Genomic DNA, 23,417 nt, shown 5'->3' on the forward strand with positions numbered 1-23,417 from the left:
GTTTTTCGCGGATTCGTAGAATCGTATCGCAATTTCACCGCTGCTTTTTGGCTATTATTTTATGATCCTTTTTTGAAAGAAATTTTCCAGCCGCATCACAGCAAAAAGAAACAGACCAGAACTTTTTTCTTCGTTCTGGTCTGCTTCCATACAGTTTTTTCTGTTTTTACTGAATAAAATCCGCATACTCCGCTCTGCTGACCTTTTTCAGATCCTCCGGCGCCATGCACAGCGTGGTTCCGATTCTTCCCCCGCTCACGTAAACTTTATCAAATTGTGCCGCACATTCCTGAATCACGGTCGGATACTGTTTTTTCATTCCGATCGGGCTGCATCCGCCGCGGACGTATCCGCTGACTGCAGTGATATCTTTGACATGGATCATCTCGATGGATTTCTCCCCCACCGCTTTTGCGGCTTTTTTCAGGTCTACTTCCTCTGCAATCGGAAGCACCAGCACATAATACTGCTTGCTTTTTCCCTGTGCCACAAGCGTTTTAAACGACTGCTCGACCGGCGCGCCGGTTTTCTCTGCTGTGTGAAGCCCGTCGATAAATTCATCGCATTCATATTGAAGAACTTCGTATTTGATTTTCTGGCGGTCCAGAATCCGCATTGCATTTGTTTTGATTTCTTTTTCTTTTGCCATTATTTTCTCTCCGGTGCTCCCTGCAGTGCATACAGTTCTTTTTTGAGCTGTTTGATTTCTTTTTTCATCTCAATATTTTTCTGTTTCAGCCGTACGACAGCATCCCCGGCTTCTTCCGGTTTTACAGAAAGTAAACGTGCAATGCCGAGGGTATTGATGTGTTTTAAGCAGTAATCTGCATACGCTTTTTCACCGGAAAGCATGGTCACGCGGACGCCGCTTTTGTATTTCTGGGCACTTAAGATTTTGATCAGACGGATTTCCCCTGTTTTTGCAACGTGGGTTCCGCAGCACGCACAGCTGTCGCAGCCTTCGATCGTCACAATCCGCACCTGGCCCTCGATCTCTTTTTTGCTCCGGTAATCCATGGTTTCCAGCTCTTCCTTTGACGGATAACTGATCGTAACCGGAACATTTCGAAGCACGGCTTCGTTTGCCTCCTGCTCCACATCGTAGAGCTGCTCCTCGGTCAGAACGCCGTCAAAATCAACGGTAATGACATCACTTCCCATATGGAATCCAACGTTGTTGAAACCGTAAATCCGATGCACGATACCTGACACGATATGCTCTCCGCAGTGATTCTGCATATTGGAAAAACGTTTTTCAAAGTCAAGTTTTCCAACTACCGTTTTGCCCGGCTCGAGCGGTGCTTCCACGGTATGCCAGATTTCGCCGTCGATTTCCTGTACATCCGTTACAAAAATTCCATCCAGCGTTCCCTCATCTGCCGGCTGGCCGCCGCCCTCCGGGAAAAATGCGGTCTGATCCAGCAGCACGCGGTACATGCCGCCCTCGCAGACGCTCCGTTCTACGGTTGCCTCAAATTCACCCAGGTACGCATCCTGATCAAATAATCTTGTTGTGCTCATAATTTTTCCTCTTTTCCGTCTATTCGTTTACAATGTCAATCTGGCACATTTTCATAGCTTCCAATGCATTTTTATGACTCTGCGGCGTTACGCCCGCGCACGCGGATGCATCGACCGAAATCGGCACTTCCGGATAAAATGCTTTCAGCAGCATGGCATTGGAAATCACGCAGATGTCGGTGCAGAGTCCCACGAGTTCAATGGATTCCGGCACGCCGCCTGCCAGTTTTTCGATCTCCTCCGGCAGATTTTTTGCACCGAAGGTGATTTTATTCGTCACCACGGCCTGTTTTTTCTCCGCCATTTTCTGAATTGTATCCTGCAGTGCATGACCCTTCGTTCCTTCGATACAATGCTCTACCGGAAGTTTTCTGCCCTCGGAAGTGTTCAGATAGTCTGCAAAATGTGTATCTCTGGTGCAGATGACGGCTCCGTCAAACGAATCCATCACCTCTGCAACACGGTTCACAATTTCAACCGCTTCTTTTGTGCCAAGACTTCCGTCAATAAAATCATTCTGCATATCTACTACAATCAATACCTTCATGCTATATTATCCTTTCGCCTGCTGTCATCCTGTTGATCTCATGCCGGATTTTTTTCTCATTCCGGCAGCCTTTAAAATTCCGTTTTTTATAAATGCCGCATCCAGTCAATCGCAAGAGAAATCCAGCTCTGGCACTCTTCGCGCACGGCATTTTGATACTCATAGCTCTGTGTCTCTTCGTTTGCAAGCCCAAGGCCATGGCCGCCGACCGGATAAATATGCATTTCTACCGGAATCTCCAGTGCATGCAGTGCTGTAAAGAACAGAATGGAGTTTTCTACCGGCACACAGTCGTCCGGCGCGGTATGCCACAGAAACGTTTTCGGTGTATCGAGAGTGACCTGATTTTCCAGAGACATTTCATCTACAAGGTTATCATACTGATCGCCCAGCAGATTTTTAAAGGAATCGCGGTGTGCCTTCGGACCGGATGTGATTACCGGATAGGATAACAACAGTCCGTTCGGGCGAAGCTGCTTCGCGTCTACTTCAAGCTCTTCTGCAAGAAATGTTTTCTTTTTCCAGAATACACCGTACGATGCCGCCAGATGGCCACCTGCGGAAAATCCGGCTACTACTACTTTGTTCGGATCAATGTGATATTCTGCCGCATGCTCCCGCAGATACGCAACAGTCCAGGCAAGCTGGCGAAGTGCGGTCGGGTAATGAGCTGCCGGTGCAACGCTGTAGCGCAGAATAACGGCATGATAACCTGCTCCTAAAAACCTCATCGCAATCGGCTCTGCTTCGCGGTCGGAGACCATTCCATATCCGCCGCCCGGGCAGATCACGATGACCGGACGCACACGGTTCGGATCAATTTCCTGTGAATTGTCCAGAAAATACGTGTATAATTTTCCGATTTCTTCTGTATCCTTTACTTTGACATCTAATACCTGATAATTCATAAGTTCTTCCTTTCCCCCATTTTTCCTGGCACGGCCACAGCCGTCCGTTTTTACTCTGTTGTCATTATACCGTATCAGCGCAAAATATCAAGCGTATCGCACCAGACACTTTTTTCTTTTCAAACCCAACTGCTCATAGTATAATAAATTGTAACTGTTCAGAGCCAAATAAAATTTCAAAAAACAGGTATAAAATGCTTGCATTTTTAAAACTGTTTTTGAAATTTTATTTGACGGATACGCCACACCGACGAAATGCGTAGCATTTTGGAGGCTGACTCTGAACAGTTGCAATAAATTTATATTTGCATGTTTTTGAGCGGCAAAAATAACACATAAAGGAGTATATTGCAATTATGGATTCCAATCTTATTGTCCTTACCGATCAGGACGGAAATTCTGTCCGTTTTGAGCTTCTGGATATCGTAGAATACAAGGAGGATGAGTACGCCGTTCTCTATCCGGCCGACGGCGGCGATGACGAACCGGTACACATTCTGCGCATCATTTCCGAGAATCTCGATGTCAACGAAGCCGAGTTCGAAGGCCTCGATGACGATGAACTGATCGACACCATTTATCAGATCTTCCGCGAGCGCAACGATCTGGACGACTGATTCTGCCACGCAAAAAGAGCAGCATTTTTACCTTTCACACGCCGGTAAAATGCTGCTCTTTCTTTATTCTAATTTTTCCTCTTTCTGAGGGGCATTACAATTTATACTGCATAAAATTCCCATTGTGCACAAATCCAAAATCTGTATACAACTTAACGCCCATATCCGATGCCGTAATCTGTATTGTTCCGCATCCATATTCTTTTGCATCTTCTATCACACGGGACAGCAATTCTTTTGCAATACCTCTTCTTCGATACGCCGGATCTGTAAACATACTGGACAGTAATCCAATTCTGCCGCTCGGGCATCCAAAGTATGGAGGTTTTTCTACAAATGACATTCCACTTGTTGCGATGATGCTCTCTCCGTCAACAGCAATCCAAGATACAAAAGTACCATCCGCCATATGACGTTCATAGTAATCTTTTAACGCAGGTGCTAAATCAATTTCTTCTTTTGCCCCCTCTTCGCGAAGCTGATGGATTCTCATCTGAATGAAAAAATCCAGTTCCTTTTGGGTAAGTCTTTTATATTCGATTGCCATTTTTATTTCCTTCTGCTTATTTTCTCACATCCAGCACCTGCACATACGGGTCGTCCTTTGTGCATGGTTTCCAGTCGTCTTTTCCCTCTGCGTTCGGGTTTCCGGTTTTCATGAAATTGGTCCAGTCGTCCATCATTTCTTTGCTGAGGGCATAGTCGCCTTCGGTTTTCGGGCGCCAGCTTCGGCCCAGGGTTCCGAACATGTACCAGAGTTCGGAGGAATGGAACGCTCCGGCGTCGTCACCTAACAGGGCACGGGTGAAGTAGTAAACGTAAGCCGGTTTTCTTCCGAGTTTTTCCAGCGCAATGCTCCAGTTGATGCATCCCTTATAGATGCCGCCGTGCTCGCCTTTTTCTTTCATCTCCGGGAACACGCCGATGTCGTCTGCGGTTGATCCGAGCATATATGGGATGTCCTTGATTTTTCCTTCGGTTACGGCATCGTTATAGCCGCAGGTCAGCAGATGATTGTCGATGTTCGGTACGAAGCTCAGCATTCTCGATGGATTTACGCGGCCAAACTCCTCCTGCAGCTCCACAATTTTCTCAGCCGGAATCGCACGCAGTTCTTCCAGCGATTTTGCTCCGCTAAGCTCTATAAATTCCTGGCCGATGGTTTCTGCCTCGGAAAGCGGCATATCGCGGTTCAGTCCGGTGTCGTAGCCGCCGGCGCTCTGGAAAATGGCTTTGCTGATCCAGTTTTCAGTCAGCGGAGAACTGACGAGTGTCTGTACGCTCATGCATCCCGCGGACTGGCCGAATACGGTGATATTTTCCGGGTCGCCGCCGAATGCTGCGATATTTTCTTTTACCCATTTCAGTGCTGCGATCTGGTCGAGAATCGCGTAGTTTCCGCTTCTTCCGACACCGCTCTCCTCGGACAGCCACGGATGTGCCAGAAATCCGAAAGCACCGAGACGGTAATTGATCGTAACGAGAATCACGCCGCGTTCGCAGTAAGCAGATCCATCAAATTCGGATTCGTGGCTGAAGCCGTGCATAAACGCGCCGCCGTGAATCCAGAAAGCAACCGGCAGTTTTTCATCCACTGTATTTGCCGGTGTCCAGATATTTAAGTACAGACAGTCCTCACTCTGCTTCATGCCGAATTCCGGGTCGAGATAAAACTCTTTTCCATAGAAGGAGTCCGGCTCATGCTCGGTCTGCGGGCAGACGCATCCGAAATGATCCGCCTTATAAACGCCCTCCCAGCACGCCGGCTCTTCCGGCGGGCAGAATCGTTTTTCGCCTACCGGCGGCTTTGCGTACGGAACGCCGCGGAATACCGTGTAGCCGTCTTTTTGCACACCATGAATCTGTCCATATTTTGTTTTTGTCTCTGTAATTGCCATAAGTAAAAATCCCCTTTCCATTTCTTATAACTGTGATAAAAACCCTCATACAGATTTAGTATAGCAAATCTTTTTCTTCGCTTCTATATGCACAATTCCAAATAATGGCACCCAGTTTTGTAACTATTGATTATTGGTTATGCAGACATTTAAAAATCCTCTTGATTTATTAGCACACAGAAATAATAATATTTTGTATATAAGATTGACTTATTATCACTGACAAAAACCTTTCATGACTGATCTGGTTTACTTTGACCGGTTTTGGTGCTACACTTTTCTTTGCTTCAAAACGACATATTTCATAGTGAGGAGGAGTATTTAGTATGAAAGCCATTTTAACAGATCTTCTGGCAATCATCGGCGTTGTGCTGAATGGTCTGCCGCAGGGTCTTCTTGCTCTGACGTTTGGATTTGCATCGGTTCCGACGGCGCTGGCATTCTTTGTTGGTGCGGTGGGCAATACGATTACGCAGAGTGTCGCACCAATTTCCTTCCAGGCGGAGACGATCACTTACGCCGGAACGGCTGGAAAAGACCGTTCGGAACGCTGTACGATGATTTTTATCGGCGGTGTGATTATGGCTCTGATCGGAGTGTTTGGACTGCTGACAAAAATCGTAAACTTTGTAGGTGAGGATGTTGCCTATGGAATGATGGCCGGTGTCGGTATCATTCTGGTAAAGGCCGCGATCGATATGATCAAGAGTGATGCCATTTCCGGCGGTGTTTCCCTGGCCGCAGCACTGATCACCTATTACTTTACCAAAGCCAGTGCCAATACCCTGGTTTATACCATCGTCATTTCCGTTGTAGCATCCTGCATTGCCAATGCATTTTTCAACAAAGAGAAATCCAGCATTGTCGTAGAGGATGATAAATTTGTCCGCCAGAAATTTACAATCAATGCCAACGTAATTCTCGGCGCACTCGGTATGGTCTGCCTGAACATTGGTTCCAACATTTCCTTCGGCGGAATTACCGCAGGAATGGCAACCGGTGGAAATTACAACGTCGATAACCTGACCGTGATTTCTTCCCTGGCCGATATGTTTTCTTCCTTTTTCGGAGGAGCCCCGGTTGAGGCAATCATTTCCGCAACTGCCAATGCACCGCACGCTGTATGGGCTGGTGTCATCATGATGGTTGTGATCGGTGTAATTCTGCTTCTGAAACTGCTTCCGAAAATCGGAAAATTTGTTCCGTCTTCTTCGATCGCAGGTTTCCTGTTTGTACTCGGTATCTTCAAAACCGTTGTACTGGATGCGCCGTCTGCCTTCGCTGTCAATGCAGCCGTCGGCGGAACCACAATGGTTGTCACTGCAGTAACAAACCCGTTCCTCGGAATGCTGGCCGGTGTTGCTGCAAAACTGCTTGGATTATAAATTCAGTAACATAAGAGGAAAATCGTATGAAAGAATACAGCATGGAGCTCTGCGGAGTGAAAAGAACACTTCCATTTATCCCGATCAGTGAGGAGATGGCGTTTGCAAGCTTTGTTGTCCTTGGTGACACCGAGCTGGTAAGTGCATGTGCGCCGGAGCTGGTCGCAAAAATCGGAGAAGTCGATGCCATTGTCACCGCAGAAGCGAAAGGTATTGCCCTAGCGTATGAAGTAAGCAAAGAGCTGGGCCATAAAGAATTTATCGTTGCACGAAAAAGCACAAAATCCTACATGAAAGATGTGGTTTCCGCATCCGTTCATTCGATTACAACAGCGGGTGAGCAGCATCTTTATCTGGATGGAAAAGACGCAGATAAAATCCGCGGCAAACGTGTCTGCCTGCTGGATGATGTCATTTCCACCGGCGAGTCCCTGCACGCACTGGAATGCCTGATGGCGAATGCCAGTGCAGAGGTTGTAAAAAAAGCAGCGATCCTTGCTGAGGGCGATGCTGCTGATCGAAAAGATATTGTATTTCTGCAGAAGCTTCCGTTATTCAAAAAGACGGGCGACGGAGAGTACGAAGTCATCGAATAATTGCCAATCCTTCTAATGCATATAGAGAATAGAAAAACGGTGCAGTTCTGAATTTCTGCCATGAATTCAGAACTGCACCGTTTCTTTTTAAAAGAGACGCAGAAGCATCATATACGAAATGGTTCCAAGAAGGATGGAGACGAGGGTCTGGTGTTTCCATTTGTAGGTGATAAAAACGACCGCTGCTGCGAGCAGTTTCGGTACTGCGGCAGAGATACCGCCGGTGGGAATATCTTTCATACAGTAAATGATCAGTACCGCCATGATGGCAGACGGCAGTGCCTGGCCGAGTCGTTCGAGTGATGCGGGCATTTTACGGCTGCCGGAAAATGCAAGAAACGGGAGTGCACGGAGTCCGAAGGTGATCAGAGCGGAGACAGCGACAGCGTGTGCTTCTCTGCTTTTTCCCATTGGTCAATGAAGATAATGAGAAACAGGGCTGTCATACAGAAATCAAGGCCCGTCAGGTCAAATGGAACGATCTGGCCTAAAATGCCGCCAAGAACCGAACCAACTATCCAATAGCAGCGGCTGAACAGAGCGACGAGGAACATGGTGTCCTCTTTTTCTTTTTTCGGAAGATCTAAGGTACAGTTTACGGCGTATGTCTCATCGGTCATCGTGTGAATCATGTACAGCTTGCGGCGCCCCATCTGTTTGAATTCCTTCAGGAAGGTAATGCTGTAAAAACTCTGGCGGCTGTTCATCAGAAGTGCAGTGAGCGCAATGGTGATGAGGGAAGCGCCGCTAGAAAGAAACGTAATCAGAACGAACTGGAACGCGCCCGTATAGACCGTCAGACTTACCAACAGTGAATCATACCAGGGAAAGCCGGCGGATGCCATCATCATGCCGTAGGCCATGCTGACGAAAACGTAGCTGCAGAAAATCGGGATGGATTTTACGAAAGCAGTTTTTAAGGTAGTGGAAGAAAATCGTTTCATAGATAAAATATCCTCACGTAAAAATAAATTTTAAAAATTAAATTTATCATACTATCTATATCATAGTGAGTCAATAGGAATACCATTTTACGCCAAAAGAAACGGATGACCTTCATCACCCGTTTCTCTCATTCTGCTCCAATCAATACATTCTTCCCCGCAAATGCAAACCCATAATGCCGGATCCTTTCCTGCGGCACGCCAAGGGCCACCAGTTCTGCGTCGTATTTTTTATCCACGATCTGTTTTAAAGCCTCCTGCACCGCATCTTCCAGTGTCTCCTTTTTTACCCGGCTGCAGACTTTAAATTCAATAATAATCGCCGGATCTTTTTCTCTATTCTTCGGAATCATCATCACATCATACCGTCCAAATCCACTTTCCCGATTCGACCGGATCTGATAACACTCCGCACGCTCTGCCATCAGTCCCAGGACGAAGCCATGATAGAATCGTTCCGGCTCCAGACTTTCACTGTTCTCTCCGCCAACGTCAAAATGGCTGAAGGTTGCAAGTGACACTTTATTCATATAATAATTCATCGCTTCCAGATCGCCCTGCATCAGTGCTTTCACAAAGCTGCTGTACCCAGCTTCCGATGCTTCAAACCATCCGCGGAACATATCATCAAACATGCTCACCGTTTCCAGATTGGTGATACGGAGCTGATACCACGGCTTCAAAGTAATTCCGCGATACTCCACCTCTTCCGCTTTCAGATAACCGCTCGCGAGAAGCAGACTCCAGATTGCATTTTCATTGTAATCCAGCTGTTCAAACACCATCTGCTCATCAAAGTTCACCGTGACTGCCTGTCCGTTCAGTAGATCTTCCATATACTCTTTGATTTCCGGCGAGGCGGTGCGGATCAGCTTTCCTGCCAGACCGTTCGAACTCGTATCTGCCCAGTACGGGCGCAGTTTCTTTTCTTTTAAATAATTGGTAATCGACCATGGATTGTAGATATCGCGGTGTCCGCCAAAGATAAATCCATCATACCACTGCTTCACAACGTCCTTTTTGTCTCCCATTCCGAACTCGTCCAGAGATGCAAAAACTTCCTTTTCGGTAAATCCAAAACAGTCCGCATACAGATCCGATGTCGTCGTCACCACACGCAGATTATTTAAGTCAGAAAAAATACTTTCTTTCGAAACCCTCGTGATTCCGGTCATCATCGCACGTTCCAGATAAGGATTCGTTTTAAACGTCGCATTAAACAGACTCCGCACAAACGTTGTAAATTCCGCCCAGTAGCCATGGACATACGCTTCCTGCATCGGCGTGTCGTACTCATCCAACAGAATAATCACTCTTCTGCCGTAATACCGCGCCAGATACATACTCATATTATTGAGTGCCGCTGCGGCCTCCGCATCGCCCATATGCAGATTGACCTCGTTGTATGCTTTCTTCTCATTTCCGCTCAGCAGATCCCCATCCAGAAGATACCGGTTTTCTTCATATACTCTCGCAATCTGCTGTTTGATCTGGATTTTCGCTTCCGAAAGCTGATCTGCTTTCACGGCTGCAAAACTCAAAAAGATCACCGGATATGTTCCCTGAAGTTCCCGATATTTTCCTTCTTCCCAAACGCCAAGTCCTTCAAACAGATCGCCCCGGACGGCATATTTATTAGAGAAAAAGCAGTCCAGCATGCTCATATTCAGTGTCTTGCCAAAGCGGCGGGGGCGGGTGATCAAGGTGATTTCATCCCCGTTTTCCCACCAGTCCTTGATGAAGTGAGATTTATCCACAAAGAAATAATGGTTTTCCCTTAAGGATGCAAAATTCTGTTTTCCTATACTGATTACTTTTTCCATCCATCACACCTGCTTTCGGAATTTGTCCTTTTCTCGATTATACACTATCCTTTCCTGAATTCCAATCTTAAAACATCCTATTCGCCGCAAACGTAAAAAACAATAACGCCAGAAACAGCACTTCCAGCACCGCTCCCAGAATGGTAATGATCTTTCCCGTCTTCTCTTTCCAGATTTTTTTCATCCCCAGATACAATAGAATTCCGATCACCGCGCCAAGCGTATTATCGATCACATCCGTAATATCACTCGCGCCGATCGCAAAAATATACTGCGTCACCTCAAAAAACAGGCTCAGTCCCGATGCAAGGAGAATGCGGTTCTGGATTTCGCTGTCCGGATAGAAGGCTGAGATGCAGAGGCCGAACGGCAGAAAGACCAGCATATTTTCGATAATTTCACTAATCTGCACTTTCCCGTTCACCACAACCGACGCCGCATACGGAATCAGATTAATCCCCCGCAGGTGCGGAATTTCTTCCGGGCGCAGAGCGAATTTGAATAAAATGCACCAGACAAGTAGCGCCAGGTAAATGCCGAATACCACAAGTAATGCTTTTGATTTTTTCTCGTTTTTCCAGGTCATGTTCTTTCCTCTCTCATCTTCACTTGATAAGAGGATTCTACCAAAACATTCTTAGGATTCCGCTTCTTCTTTTCCAAAGAAATCCCTATAGATTTCCTAAGATTTTCTGATGCTCAGATTCTTTTACATTTCTTCATCATGCCAATTTATTATATCTTTCATATCAATTATATCTTTTACATATCGCAAAAAACTGTGTATAATACCCCGTGGGCAGAGAAAAGAAGCGGGATGAAAATCCCATATTCCCCTGGGACAGCAGTATTCTCCCCACTGCTGTCTCTCCTTTCAGTGAAGGCTGTCGCAGACAGTTTTCTGTGGTGTAGGTAAAAGAGGAGGCCGTGCACTGAGCACAGCCTCCTCTTTTCGTGTTTTTCATCTTTATTTTTTCATCTTTATTTCTTAATCTCATATCCGCAATACTGCATCACCAGCTCACAGAACATTGCGTTTGCCCAGGAGAACCACTCTCTGGTGTAAACGGTCGGATCATCTACGAAAACACCCTCGTGCATCAGTCCTGTACCGCCGTCGGTTGCCATCAGTTCGTGGATCATCTGATGTTTCTCCTCTTTTGTCGGTGCGGTCAGTCCCTCGATGGCTTTGGAGATGTGCCATACGTAGCGGACCGGTGTGTGCGGGCTTCCGATACCGGAAAGCTTCGTTCCTGCATAATAGAACGGGTTTGCCTCGCTTAAGATCAGCTTTCTTGTGTTGTCAGCCACTTCCTGGCTTTCCGGCTCGTAGCCGAGATAGCTCATAGCCAGAAGACTCGGTACATTGGCATCGTCCATCAGATTATACTGGCCAAAGCCGTCTACCTCGTAAGCATAAACATCGCCAAGTCCCCAGATATGGGTGGTACCGTAAGTCTCAATGGCCTGTTTTACGGTCTTTGCCATCTCTTCTGCTTTCTTCGCAATCTCCTCTTTTCCGCCGACGAAATCTGCGATCTCCTTCAGATAATTCAGAACGACAACCGCAAACATGTTGGACGGAATCAGATAACCGTAACGGCAGGAATCATCGCTTGGACGGAAGCCGGACCAGATCAGGCCGATGCCGGATTTTACCTGCGCACCTTTTCCATCGCGGGAAAGCGTATCGGTGTAGGAGCAGTTTTTACGGATGAAGCTGTACGGGGATTTCTCCTCGTGGTTCATTTCAGTCTCAAATACAGTCAGGATTTTGTCAACACCTTCCCAGAAAACCTCGTCAAACTGATCCGTTCTTCCGGTGTTCTTCCAGAACAGATAGGAGAACTGCAGCGGATAGCAGAGAGAATCGATCTCATACTTTCTCTCCCAGATCCACGGTCCCATATCGGTCTCGTCCTTCTCCCAGCAGTTGCCGTTCGGTCCTTCGTTGAATGCGTTTGCGTATGGATCAATGTTGATGCACATAAACTGGCGGCGGATCAGGCCTGCGATCAGGTCAGCCAGCTCCGGGTCGTTCTGCGCCGGAACAAGGTACGGGCGCAGCTGTGCTACCGAGTCACGCAGCCACATGGCCGGGATATCTCCGGTGATGACGTAGGTGCTGCCGTCCTCCATTTTCTTTACGGTTGTGTCGAGGGTATTGGAGTAGCATCGTTCAAACATATCAACGATTTCCGGCTCGTCTTTCAGTTTTTCTCTCAGGCTTAAAATCAGCTCCTGAATGGACTTTGGTAAGGTCTCTTTCATTCTTTTTTCATCCTTTCGCTCAATTTTTCTCATTTCCCGTTATTCTACAACAGGGCATCTCCGCAATCGAAAATGCCCTGTTGTAGTTCTTATAAAATTAATGTATCAGACTTATTTCTGTGCGTCAATCTGTTTCTGAGCTTCTTCGCGGATGGTCTCCCAGCCTGCGGTCTCAAGCTCTGCATCGATTGTTTTTACAAGCTCTCTCGGATCCTGTGCGCCGGTGAATAACTCAGAATAGTATTTCTCATATACGGCACGGCAGTTTGCAAGCTCTGTTTCGATGTTGGAGGTATCCAGGTTGAATCCAAGCATCTCAGACGGAGTTGCTTTCTCGTTCAGCTCTTCTACTTCATCCCACTGGTTGAAGTCAACATCGTCTGTCTGAGTTACGTTGAAGAAAGTACCCTGGGTATATCCGGCCATACCCCAGTCAGTGGTCAGGCGGTGTACCTTATTGTCATCGGTGTACTCGAAGTCTTTTCCTTCTGCTCCATAGTAGAACCAGTCACGTACTTTGGAATCCGTATTTACCAGGTTCAGAAGCTGAAGTGCTTTGTCCGGGTGCTTGCATCCGGAGTAAATACCATTGATGGAACCACGTACAGTTGTGTTGGAAACGACTGTGTTGCCATACTGTACTGCTGAACAATTGGCGATACCATTGTTCGGACCCCATGTTGTTTTTGCAGCGCCGCTCCATCCCTGTGCAACAAAGAACATTGCGTATTTGCTGGAATCATCTGCTGTCGGAGCGTCTCCGTTGATGATGCCCTCCTGATACATTTTACGAACGATATCCAGGTTGGAAAGGATTTCTTCGTCATCCAGCGGATTGACAACGGTCTTGCTGTCATCGCCGTATTTAACGCCGATTGCCGGAAGTCCGGAGCTTAAATCATCGTAGTTCAGGTTCAGCAGGAAGTTTGCACCATTTTTGGACATGAAGTACGGAGATCCGCCTTCGCCCTCTTTTACTGTCTTCAGAGCATCGTACAGAGTATTGAAATCTGTTACAGAATTTACATCAATGTTATATTTGTCTGCAATATCCTGATCCCATACAAAGTACTCGGAAAGGGAGCTGTCTTTGTAGGTCGGTACGCCGTAGATTTTTCCATTTACTTCTACTGCTTTCCAGTAATCTTCCGGAATCATGTCATACAGCTCGGAAGCGTTGTCTTTGAGCAGATCTGTAATGTCCATCAGTGCGCCGGTGTTCACCTCAGAAGAGTAACGGTTCTGGTCGGTGAACAGGATATCGAAATACTCGCCGGAGTTTGTGATAACGCTTCTTCTGTTATCCCAGTCACCCCACGGAACGATTTCCATGTCTACATTAACGCCGATTTTCTCCTCCAGATATGGGTTGATCTGTGCAAGCCACTCATCATAATCCTTCGGCATTCCGTTACCAACCTGAATCCATTTCAGTGTAACAACTTCATCTTTTGCATCACTCTTTGAAGAGCTGCTGCTTCCGTTGCTGCTTCCGCAGCCTGCCAGCATGCCACCGGCCATAACAGCAGAAAGTGCAAGAGCTAAAAACTGTTTCTTTTTCATTGTAGCATCCTCCTGATATAAAATATAGAATGTTGAAATTATCCTTAACCGAAGCCTTTTGCTTCAGTATGAGATCCGTAAAGGTAAATGGTCGATCAGCCTTTTACCGCACCGACCGTCAGACCGGAAATGAAGTATTTCTGGAAGAACGGATAGCAGCATGCGATCGGGATGATGATGATGATTGCCATCGCCATACGGGCGCCCTCTTTTGGCATCGAGTTCATGTACTGTGCCGTGGTAACGCCAAGAGACGGGTTGTTTGCCATCACCTCAATATTTCTCTGTACGTGATCCAGCAGAGCCTGCAGGGAATACAGCTTGGTATCGCTGATGTACAGGGAAGACTGGAACCAGTCGTTCCAGTAACCGAAGGTGAGGAACAGGGCGATCGTTGCCATCAGCGGTTTCGACAGCGGCAGGGCGATCTTTCCGAAAATCTGGAACTGGGTTGCTCCGTCGATCTGTGCCGACTCAATGATGGATTCCGGAATGTTGGTCTTGAAGAACGTTTTACAGATAACAACGTTGAACGAAGAAACACAAAGCGGAAGGATCAGCGCCCAGATACTGTTTTTCAGGTTGAGGAACTGTGTGTTAACTACATAAGAAGAAATCATACCACCATTGAAGATCATTGGAATAAAAACGACCATGGTGAAGAATCCGTTCAGTTTGTAGGTGCTTCTGGAAAGAACGTAACCCATCAGCATCGTAAGGGCAACTCCGATTACCGTACCGATAACCGTTACCGCAACGGAAACGCCAAGTGCAGTCACAATCATCTGTCCTTCCCGAAGAAGGAATTTGTAGGAATCCAGCGAGTATGCACTCGGGATAAACTGGTAGCCATTCATCTTGATCGAATGCTCGGAAGAAATCGAGATCATGAAGATGAATACCACCGGGATAATGCAGGCCAGGGCAAGGATCACAAAAATAACATTGAAAATTGCATTTGTAGATCCCTGGATCTGATTTAAATGTGAAGAGGAAGCCAGATCAAGATCTTTTTTCTTTTTTGCCATTTTTGTACCTCCTTAAATAATCGCGCTGTCTTCATCAATCTTCTTCACAATGGCATTGGCAAGAAGGATGGTGATGCAGCATGCAACAGACTGGAAGAATGTTGCCGCAGAAGTCATTCCGATCGGAGTGGAAGACTGCAGTGCGTTGTATACATATGTGTCGATAGTTGCTGTCGTTTTGAAGATCGAACCGCTTGCTCCCTGAGAAAGCTGGAAGAACAGTCCGAAGTCGGAGTAGAAGACCTTTCCGACATTCAGGATGAACATCATGATGATGACACTCTTTAAGCAAGGCAGGGTAATGTGCCATACCTGCTGTCTCTTATTGGCGCCGTCCATAACGGCTGCCTCGTACAGTGTGGTATCAATACCGGAAATGCTGGACAGGTAGATAACCATGTTGTATCCGGTAGATTTCCACAGATACATGAAGATCAGGATAAATGGCCATACACCGGCACTCATGTACCACTGAATCGGTTCCTTGCCTGCATTTCTCATTATACTGTTGATCAGACCGTTGTCCTGGTTCAGGAATGCATCCAGGAAGTAGGAAGCTACAACCCATGACATGAAATATGGGAAGAACATCATCGTCTGATATACCTTCGACGCTCTTTTGTTGTGCAGCAGGCTGATCATGATAGCCAGTCCTACGGAAAATACCATACCAAGAACGATAAATGCAAGGTTATACAGGATTGTGTTTCTCAGGATGACGAACAGGTCGTTGGATCTGATCAGGAACGAAAAGTTTTTGAAGCCGGCCCAGTCACTGTGGAGCAGGTTATAAATGAAACTCTTTCCGCCGGTGATTTTGTAATTCTTGAACGCAATGATCAGACCGAACATAGGCAGGAAGCAGAACAGAATATACCAGATGGTGGTCGGCAGCGCCATGACGGTCAGCTCCGTGTCATTCTTGGTCCAGCGTCCTTTTTTCTTTTTGCTTGGTTTACTCAAGATTTTTTCCTCCTTCTCCCGATTGCTCGGGCTTATCACTTGATCCGTTTATCTTACAAACGGAATCCCGGTAAATAATCTTTCCGGGAATGCGGTATACCTCGCCGCTCTTTTTCTGCGGTTCATTCATATGTTTGATCATACGTTTTGCCGCAAGACGTGCAATCGCGTCGGTGTCAACCGCAACCGTGGTGAGCGACGGACTGCACAGTTGTGCATAAATGGAATCATCAAAACCGGTCACGGAAACATCCTCCGGTACGCAGATTCCACGCTCTTTTAATGCCTGCACTAATTTGAATGCGGTGGCATCGCAGTTACAGACAAATGCGGTGGGCAGCTTCTCCGGTAGCAAAAGCGGAATGGCAATGCCTTCATCGCTTCGGTCCGGGATTCTCCACTCATTTTTCGGGGAAATTCCCTCCTCCAGCATTCTCCGCAGATATCCGAGATATCGGTCGGAAATACTGGTTGTACTTCCTACGGTTCCGACAAATCCGATGTCTGTGTGGCCCTGCTGGATCAGGTAATTGGTCAGCTCATAGGAGCTGTAAATATTCTCGGTGATGACGGAATCGGATTTGTGGGTTTGATCGTAGATGTCCACATACACCTTCGGGAGATCAATCTGTGCAATCTGCTCCCGGACACCCTTATCGAGAATACCAAGAAAGATCAGGCCGTCGAACAGCCCTCTGGTCTGTATCGTGTTCATGTCCGACGGGAGTGTTGCTGTTGTCGGAGAAATCATGATACTCGAACAGGATGCTCTCTGCAGCTCGTAGATGATCCGCTCGTACATTGCCATATAAAATTTTCCTTCGTCTCCGGAGCTGAACCGCGGACTCATGATGATACCGACTTTTTTGCTCTTCCGTTTTCCGTAGTCCGGAAGGACATAACCGGATTCTCTCGCAAGCGCAAAAATCTTTTCTTTCAGTTCTTCTCCCACGCCGTCTTTTCCGTTCAGCGCCTTGGAAACTGTTACTTTACTGATGCCCAGCTTATCTGCCAGGTCCTGCATGGATACTGATTTTCTCTCTGCCATGTTACCAACAGCCCCTCTATTTGTTTCTTAACTTGTGTTTAGATGTTAACATCTTTTAGAAAGATTGTCAATAGCCTTTTCGTTATTTTGTATATTAAAATTCTTATTTTCCAGTCCTAATTTGTATAGATCGAGGAGTATTCTTCTGTTTCTTTTGATTTTTTAGACAGAAAATCTGTGTTCTTGTGTTAAGTCACATAACATCTTAATATTAACGCAGTACTTTTTCGCCTGTTTTCATTTTTAACGAAAAAGCAGCGGAAAGTCTGACTTTTTCGTCTAATTGTCATACTCCCCGCTGTCTTTTTTCATCTTCTGCTGTTTTTCATACTACCGCCAGACAGCCATGGCCTCATTGCCTGACACCGCCGTAAAACCGCGGAACAATGATTACCCGCAAATAAAGGTAACCACACCCTTGTCATTATCTGACAGGCTTTCCATATCTTTCTCTGCGGTTCCCTGCTCCACAATCTCAACTCCATAGCGGAATTCACTGAATCCGGACAGGTCCATCTTGAAGTTTGTTTCCCATGTGTTATTCATAATCCAGCTGTAAACCGGCCGTTTATTATTCTCCTCTTTGTTATCGCACAGAAGGATTGGGTGGGATTCCATCTCCCCCATGTAAAGTAACGGTGTGTCAAAAGTATTAACCAGAATCGTCTGATCTTTTGTCCGGTAACGCGGTAAGAAAACTCAATTTTCGGAAGGTGCCGGTACATTTTCATCACAACACTGCTGTGATACGTTCCCTTCAGTGTAAAGATCAGTTCTACTTTGATAAACACCGGTCCGTGATCCAGAATTTTCACATTCGTAAGGTCACCCTGATACTGCTCTGCGTGAAGTCCGCGGATATTTCTTCTGATCAGACGGCGCTCCTCATAAACGCCTTTTCGGATCGTACGTGTTCACAATATCACGTACCGCTCTGCGCCTACCCAGGCAGTTCTGGTGAACAGGGTCCTGTTTTGCAAAACTTTGTGAAAACGCGATAATACGTTTTATGCACTTGGCGCAGAACGCAAAAAATCCCCTGTTTCCGGGGTTTTTTATACACTCCGGACAGAGGATTTTTCTTATTTTCTACTTATTTCAATACATTTTCCAATTTAACAAAAAGGGTATTCATCTCCTGCACCACACTCTGCAGACTCTTTTCCCCGACATAGTTTCCAATCGCAAACAATGCCTTATACAAAAAATTAACCGCCCCCTGCAATTCTTCGTTTTGCTCTTTTGTTTCTTTCCGAAGCTGCTGCAGTTTTTCTGCCATCGGAAACAATTCCGCAAGAATCTGCTCTTTTCGTGCCCGGTCCGACGGTTCATCTGTCTCCATTTCTTCGAGATCATAGTTATCTGTTCTGCCGCATTTTCCCTTGCACACTGCGCAATCCGGATTCAGACGGTTCTTTTCTGCCTCCACGCGTACAATCCAGGATTTCCCCTCTTCTTCCCTCAGCTCTTTTTCCGGATTTGCCGCGCAAATTCCGCCAAGCAGAATCTCATGCGTGGCTTTGTCCGGGCGGTGACCATTGCTGTCACCACTGGAAAACTCCTGCGATTCACCTTTTGCTGCTTCTCCTCTTCCATCTACCGACCGGGCCAGACCGATCAGCGCACCAAGAAGCTCCTCTTGTATCTTCGTCATACTCATTTTTCTAATACCTCTTACCGAGCTTTTCATTTTTTTCGTCTTACGTATTCCACAAAGCAGAATGTACCAATTTTAAAAATACTTTTAAGGGCACACGCTAATTACTATATCTGATTTTCTACAAAATTTCCCCATCCGTAGAAATCACCACAGTTTTCACCGGAATCTTCTTTCCACTCTCTTTCAGTGCCATCTTCACGGCACGCTCCATTCCTGCGCAGCACGGAACCTCCATGCGTGCAACCGTGATACTCTTAATATCATTCCGCATGAAAATCCGCGCAAGTTTCTCGGAATAATCGATATCGTCAAGTTTTGTACAGCCTACGAGAACGACATGATCCCGAATAAAATCCTGGTGGAAGTTTCCATACGCATACGCTGTACAATCCGCCGCAACGAGAAAGTCTGCTCCTGCAAACATCGAAGCCCGCTCCTGCACCAGCTTGATCTGCACCGGCCACTGGCGGAGCCGGGACGGAACTGCTGCAGAATTTTCCTGCGCATCTGCACGGTCAATCGCCCAGCTGTTTTCACCTGCTTTTCCTGCTCCGGTATTCTCCTGCCCGGCCGCCTCTTTTGCCTTCCGCTGGTTCTCTTTTACCGCCTCCTCATCGTACGGCAGCGCCTCCCGCTCCACAAACGAAATCGCATCTGCCGGACAAACCGGCAGGCAGTCGCCGAATCCGTCGCAGTAGTCATCCCGGATCAGCTTTGCCTTCCCGTCAACCATCGCAATCGCACTTTCATGACAGGCATGCGCACAAAGCCCGCATCCTGTACATCTGTCTTCCTCTATCTGAACAATTTTTCGAATCATCGCTGAATCTCCTTTTTTCTCTTTGTTTCTCAATACCTGTTTGTTTCTCAACCATGATATCATACTTTATCCCTGTTTTGACAGTTGTTTTTTCTAGTAGTTTTTTCCTACAATACCAACTCTTCATCCAGTGCCAGCGAATAAATAATTTTCTCTTTCACTTTCTTCCCTGTCGTCCGCTCCAGTGCCTGCTGGTAGTAGGCGAGCTGTTTTTCATACCGCTTTTTCAGCTCCCCGGCTTCTTTCACACGGTCCGTTTTGTAGTCCACAAGAACAATCTCATCCCCCTCCGGGAACCATGCGTCAATGATTCCCTGCACGAGAATGGTTTCATCTTCCGGATAGGACGGATCTGCCTCACTTGCCGGAACGGACATCACAAACGGCTGCTCCCGTTTCAGGGTTTCATTCAAAAAGGCATTCCGCATCCGCATTCCAACCGAACTTTTTGCGAAAGCGAGGATCGATTTGAAATAAATGCATTCCGCTGCTTCTTTCGTCATCTTTCCTTCTGCAATCAATTCCTCCGTCTGTGCCATCAGCTCTGTGATGCTGTACGCTCTGCGGTAATCGAGACATTCCAGCAGGCGGTGGTACGCCGTTCCGCGGTCAGAGCCCGTCAGAGCCGCAACATGATCCTTTTTCAGAAAGCCCGGCACAATTGGTACGAGTTCTTCCTGCGCGAACAGCTCTTTTCCGATCTCGGATTCCTCCATCCCGGCCTTCTTCAGCTGCGAAACGGTAACTTTTACCGGAATCTGTTTTTCCTTCTCATACGGATACTGGTAGGCAAACCGCTCCTCCACAAGTTCCTTCAGCGCCGCTTCTCTCGGCGGCTGCTTCGGAATTTCCATGATTTTCTGCTCATTCACCGCGCGCTCCATCTGATGCAGCACCTCTCCCTCAACAAGTCCTGCCGGTGATACAAGGCGGATCGTTACCGGAATTTTCTCCGCATACAGCGGATTGTCCGCATTCCCTGCCAGACCGAATTGTTCATACAGCCCGTCAAAACACCGGTTTCTCGAAAATGCCGGCAAAATCCAGTCGAGATACCCGGATGCACTGCTCAATGTCTGATATGACAGCAGCTCCTCCTGCCGCCCCGCATGTGCCGCGCACTGCTTCACGCGGCTCTCCAGCTTCGACGCCATGCCCGTCATAATCAGCTTCTCCTTCGGGCGCGTCATGGCAACGTAAAGCACCCGCAGCTCCTCCGCCAGATTTTCCAGCTTCATGCTCTGCCGGATGATCTGCCGCTGCAGTGTCGCCTGACGGACGCGGTGCTCCGGATCGATCGCATCCGCGCCGATGCCCATCCGGGAATGGAGTACAAGCGCCGCACGGCTGTCCATCTGGTTAAACGATTTGCCCATGCCCGAGAGGAACACAACCGGGAATTCCAGTCCTTTACTCTTGTGAATACTCATGATACGCACCGTGTCTGCGCTCTCCCCGTAAATATTCGCCTCGCCGAAATCGACTTCATACTTCTGAAGCTGCTCGATATAACGGATAAAGTTGAACAGTCCACGGTAACTCGTCGCCTCAAATTCCACCGCCTTTTCCACCAGCATCTCCAGATTTGCCCGCCGCTGTACGCCGCCCGGCATCGCGGATGCATAGCCGCCGTAGCCCGTCTCCTCGAGAATCTGCGTAATCAGTTCATGAATCGGCGTGTACGGCACACGGCTCCGCAGCATTTCGAGCTGTGTGAGGAACCGCCGCAGTTTCTCCCGAAGCGCCTCATCTTCACCTATCGCCGCATATTTTCCACACGCCTCATAAATTTTTACGTCTTTATCCACACAACGCACCGCAGCAAGCTCTGCATCAGTGCATCCGCAGATCGGCGAGCGTAAGATTGCCGTAAATGGAATCTCCTGGCATGGATTGTCGCACAGATGCAGGTAATTCAGCACCGTCACGATTTCCTGTGTGGAAAAGTATCCCGTTTTTGATGTGCTGTACGCCGGAATTCCCGCCGCCTGCAGTACGCGCGAAAACGTCTCCGCCCATCCGCTGACCGCACGAAGCAGAATTACGATATCGCGGTACTGAATTTTCCGGTATTCCCCGGTCTCTTTGCCCACGACTTCCTCATTTCCGACCATCTCGCGGATGCGCGCCGCAACGGCAGCCGCCTCCGTTTCCATCTTTGTCTCACGCGACTTATCATCTTCCAGCTCGGGCGCCTTGTCATCCAGCAGAAGAAGTTCTGTTTCATATGCCGCATGCCACGTTTCCGTCTTTTCCTCTTCCATTTCCGGCAATGCAGGAAACGCTGCTCCCGCATGGAGGCTCGCCGCCTCATCGTACGCGATGCCGCCGAGTTCCGGACTCATCAGCTTGCGGAATACATAATTCGCCGTCGCAAGCACCTCCGGCCGGCTTCGGAAGTTTTTGTCGAGATCAATTCTCTGCTGGCTTTCCCCGTCCTTCGCATACGTATGATATTTTTCCAGAAACAGCTCCGGCCGCGCCAGGCGGAATCCGTAGATGCTCTGCTTGATATCGCCAACCATAAACCGGTTCCATCTGCCTTCCTCCTCGCCGGACACTGCAGAGAGCAGTGCCTCCTGGATAAAGTTGCTGTCCTGATACTCATCGATCATGATTTCGCGGAACTGTTCCGAAAGCTCCCGCGCCGCATCGGTCCGCACCAGACGGCCGTCCTCCTGCTGCACAAGAATTTCGAGCGCAAAGTGTTCCAGATCGGCATAATCAAGAATATTTTTGCTCCGTTTTTTCTCTGCAAACGCTTTCGCAAACTGCTCCGTCAGATCGATCAGCACGCCGATCGGCTCCCGGCAGTCCGCAATCTCCTCCGCAATCTCGGCGCTGTCCTTCTCGAAAAACTGCTCTTTTAATTTCTGCAGTTCTTTTTTGCATACATCGCGCTCTGCCTTCACCTGATCTTTCAGCGCCTCGCTCACATCGTCTGCCTTTTTCCGCGAAAGCGCTTTGAACTTCATTCCGGCCATCGCGCGCACCATTCCGTCGAACGATTCCGTCTCGATCAGCTCTTCCACCATCTGCTGATCTGATGCCAGCGCCTCGTCATACAGATACGGTCCGCCAGGGCTTACCGCCGTTTTTCGGTTTTCCTCAATTCCTTCCAGAATACTCGAGAGCCGCTTTTTCGCCTCAGCCATCAGTACCTGTACCCAGATGCTTTTCTGCACCGCCTCCGGCGAATCGATCTGATACGCCGCCCGGCACTCTTCGAGCCACTGCTCCGGCCACGGATAACTCATGGAAAATTCATACAGCTTCAGCACGAGCGCGTCGAGTCCGTCATCCTGTTTTCCCGCCGCGTAGCTCTCCACAAACCGTGTAAACGCAGGATCTTTTTCCGCAAACCGCTCCTCCATCACCTTCTGGATCACATCGCTTTTCATCAGACGGATCTCCCCTTCATCCGCCATGCGGTACACCGGATCAAGATCGATCATCTGAAAATAATTTTTGATAACGTACGAACAGAATCCGTGAATCGTGCTGATCTGCGCATGGTGAAGCAGGGTCTGCTGCCTCTGCAGATGCTCATCCTCAGGATCTTCCTCGAGACTCTGCTGCAGCGCACGGCCGATTCGCTCTTTCATCTCACCTGCCGCTGCCCGCGTAAAAGTCACAACGAGCAGCTGGTCAACATCGATCGGACGCACAGGATCCTTTACCATCGCAAGGATCCGCTCTACCAGAACCGCCGTCTTTCCGGAACCTGCCGCCGCGCTGACCAGAAGATTCCTGTCTCTCGTATCAATGACTTTCTGCTGTTCCGCTGTCCATTTTACTGCCATTTATCTCTCCCTCTTCTTTCTG

Annotated in this window: 22 protein-coding genes; 3 read left to right on the forward strand and 19 right to left on the reverse strand. The window is 47.8% G+C overall.

Features of this window, described 5'->3' with window-relative positions; genetic code table 11:
* Positions 1–166 precede the first annotated feature (166 nt).
* The 4 genes from ybaK to DW769_RS04485 all read right to left on the reverse strand — a co-directional run bounded on the left by ybaK (position 167) and on the right by DW769_RS04485 (position 2,976).
* The gene (gene ybaK / locus DW769_RS04470) at positions 167–649 is read right to left on the reverse strand and encodes a Cys-tRNA(Pro) deacylase (protein WP_055219087.1); all 483 of its coding nucleotides are present in this window, start codon (positions 647–649) and stop codon (positions 167–169) included.
* Positions 649–1,521, reverse strand: a complete 873-nt coding sequence (locus DW769_RS04475) for an alanyl-tRNA editing protein (RefSeq protein ID WP_055219085.1) — start codon at positions 1,519–1,521, stop codon at positions 649–651. The genes ybaK and DW769_RS04475 overlap by 1 nt, the downstream gene beginning before the upstream one ends.
* A 19-nt stretch (positions 1,522–1,540) precedes the next feature.
* Complete coding sequence (locus DW769_RS04480) at positions 1,541–2,068, reverse strand: cysteine hydrolase family protein (protein ID WP_118640913.1); 528 nt, start codon at positions 2,066–2,068, stop codon at positions 1,541–1,543.
* Between the two features lie 86 nt (positions 2,069–2,154).
* The gene (locus tag DW769_RS04485) at positions 2,155–2,976 is read right to left on the reverse strand and encodes an alpha/beta hydrolase (protein ID WP_118640911.1); all 822 of its coding nucleotides are present in this window, start codon (positions 2,974–2,976) and stop codon (positions 2,155–2,157) included.
* A 356-nt stretch (positions 2,977–3,332) separates the two neighbouring features.
* Here DW769_RS04485 and DW769_RS04490 point away from each other — a divergent pair, with 356 nt between their 5' ends.
* The gene (locus DW769_RS04490; RefSeq protein WP_022461956.1) at positions 3,333–3,593 is read left to right on the forward strand and encodes a DUF1292 domain-containing protein; all 261 of its coding nucleotides are present in this window, start codon (positions 3,333–3,335) and stop codon (positions 3,591–3,593) included.
* A gap of 94 nt (positions 3,594–3,687) precedes the next feature.
* Here DW769_RS04490 and DW769_RS04495 read toward each other — a convergent pair whose 3' ends face one another.
* Both DW769_RS04495 and DW769_RS04500 read right to left on the reverse strand, forming a co-directional pair.
* Positions 3,688–4,140: a GNAT family N-acetyltransferase gene (locus DW769_RS04495; RefSeq protein ID WP_117761906.1), complete on the reverse strand. Its 453-nt coding sequence runs from the start codon at positions 4,138–4,140 to the stop codon at positions 3,688–3,690.
* A gap of 16 nt (positions 4,141–4,156) precedes the next feature.
* Positions 4,157–5,491 (reverse strand): carboxylesterase/lipase family protein, encoded by a 1,335-nt coding sequence (locus DW769_RS04500; protein ID WP_117761905.1) that lies wholly within the window; start codon positions 5,489–5,491, stop codon positions 4,157–4,159.
* 326 nt (positions 5,492–5,817) lie between these two features.
* On the opposite strand from DW769_RS04500, the gene DW769_RS04505 reads away from it, so the two are divergent.
* Together DW769_RS04505 and DW769_RS04510 are read left to right on the forward strand one after the other, a co-directional pair.
* Positions 5,818–6,876 (forward strand): benzoate/H(+) symporter BenE family transporter, encoded by a 1,059-nt coding sequence (locus DW769_RS04505; RefSeq protein WP_117761904.1) that lies wholly within the window; start codon positions 5,818–5,820, stop codon positions 6,874–6,876.
* Between the two features lie 26 nt (positions 6,877–6,902).
* Entirely contained in the window at positions 6,903–7,472 is a 570-nt protein-coding gene (locus tag DW769_RS04510) for a phosphoribosyltransferase family protein (protein ID WP_117813466.1), read from the forward strand.
* An 87-nt stretch (positions 7,473–7,559) separates the two neighbouring features.
* Here DW769_RS04510 and DW769_RS04515 read toward each other — a convergent pair whose 3' ends face one another.
* The 13 genes from DW769_RS04515 to addA all read right to left on the reverse strand — a co-directional run bounded on the left by DW769_RS04515 (position 7,560) and on the right by addA (position 23,395).
* Positions 7,560–7,883, reverse strand: a complete 324-nt coding sequence (locus DW769_RS04515) for a branched-chain amino acid transporter permease (RefSeq protein WP_117509970.1) — start codon at positions 7,881–7,883, stop codon at positions 7,560–7,562.
* Positions 7,838–8,416 carry an AzlC family ABC transporter permease gene (locus DW769_RS04520; RefSeq protein WP_117509971.1) on the reverse strand — a complete coding sequence of 193 codons (579 nt, stop codon included), beginning with the start codon at positions 8,414–8,416 and terminating at the stop codon, positions 7,838–7,840. The genes DW769_RS04515 and DW769_RS04520 overlap by 46 nt, the downstream gene beginning before the upstream one ends.
* Before the next feature lie 128 nt (positions 8,417–8,544).
* Positions 8,545–10,239, reverse strand: coding sequence for an AAA family ATPase (locus DW769_RS04525; RefSeq protein WP_117509972.1), 1,695 nt, complete (start codon positions 10,237–10,239; stop codon positions 8,545–8,547).
* 67 nt (positions 10,240–10,306) lie between these two features.
* Positions 10,307–10,825 (reverse strand): VanZ family protein, encoded by a 519-nt coding sequence (locus DW769_RS04530; RefSeq protein WP_055226594.1) that lies wholly within the window; start codon positions 10,823–10,825, stop codon positions 10,307–10,309.
* Positions 10,826–11,220: 395 nt separating this feature from the next.
* Positions 11,221–12,510 (reverse strand): glycoside hydrolase family 125 protein, encoded by a 1,290-nt coding sequence (locus DW769_RS04535; RefSeq protein ID WP_055219311.1) that lies wholly within the window; start codon positions 12,508–12,510, stop codon positions 11,221–11,223.
* A 111-nt stretch (positions 12,511–12,621) separates the two neighbouring features.
* Positions 12,622–14,073, reverse strand: coding sequence for an ABC transporter substrate-binding protein (locus DW769_RS04540; RefSeq protein WP_117509974.1), 1,452 nt, complete (start codon positions 14,071–14,073; stop codon positions 12,622–12,624).
* Between the two features lie 95 nt (positions 14,074–14,168).
* A complete protein-coding gene (locus DW769_RS04545; protein WP_117509975.1) occupies positions 14,169–15,101 on the reverse strand; it encodes a carbohydrate ABC transporter permease in 933 nt (310 codons plus the stop codon).
* 12 nt (positions 15,102–15,113) lie between these two features.
* Complete coding sequence (locus tag DW769_RS04550; protein ID WP_055265684.1) at positions 15,114–16,001, reverse strand: ABC transporter permease; 888 nt, start codon at positions 15,999–16,001, stop codon at positions 15,114–15,116.
* Between the two features lie 55 nt (positions 16,002–16,056).
* A complete protein-coding gene (locus DW769_RS04555; protein ID WP_117802470.1) occupies positions 16,057–17,112 on the reverse strand; it encodes a LacI family DNA-binding transcriptional regulator in 1,056 nt (351 codons plus the stop codon).
* A 390-nt stretch (positions 17,113–17,502) separates the two neighbouring features.
* Positions 17,503–17,730: a hypothetical protein gene (locus DW769_RS04560; protein WP_117509977.1), complete on the reverse strand. Its 228-nt coding sequence runs from the start codon at positions 17,728–17,730 to the stop codon at positions 17,503–17,505.
* 475 nt (positions 17,731–18,205) lie between these two features.
* Positions 18,206–18,772, reverse strand: coding sequence for a hypothetical protein (locus DW769_RS04565; RefSeq protein ID WP_117509978.1), 567 nt, complete (start codon positions 18,770–18,772; stop codon positions 18,206–18,208).
* A gap of 118 nt (positions 18,773–18,890) precedes the next feature.
* A complete protein-coding gene (locus DW769_RS04570) occupies positions 18,891–19,592 on the reverse strand; it encodes an ATP-binding protein (RefSeq protein ID WP_118697532.1) in 702 nt (233 codons plus the stop codon).
* Positions 19,593–19,699: 107 nt separating this feature from the next.
* Positions 19,700–23,395: a helicase-exonuclease AddAB subunit AddA gene (gene addA / locus DW769_RS04575; RefSeq protein WP_118750020.1), complete on the reverse strand. Its 3,696-nt coding sequence runs from the start codon at positions 23,393–23,395 to the stop codon at positions 19,700–19,702.
* Between the last annotated feature and the right edge of the window lie 22 nt (positions 23,396–23,417).

Origin of the sequence: Blautia sp. AM29-29 (assembly GCF_003480555.1) — a bacterium.
Taxonomy (GTDB): domain Bacteria; phylum Bacillota; class Clostridia; order Lachnospirales; family Lachnospiraceae; genus Fusicatenibacter; species Fusicatenibacter saccharivorans.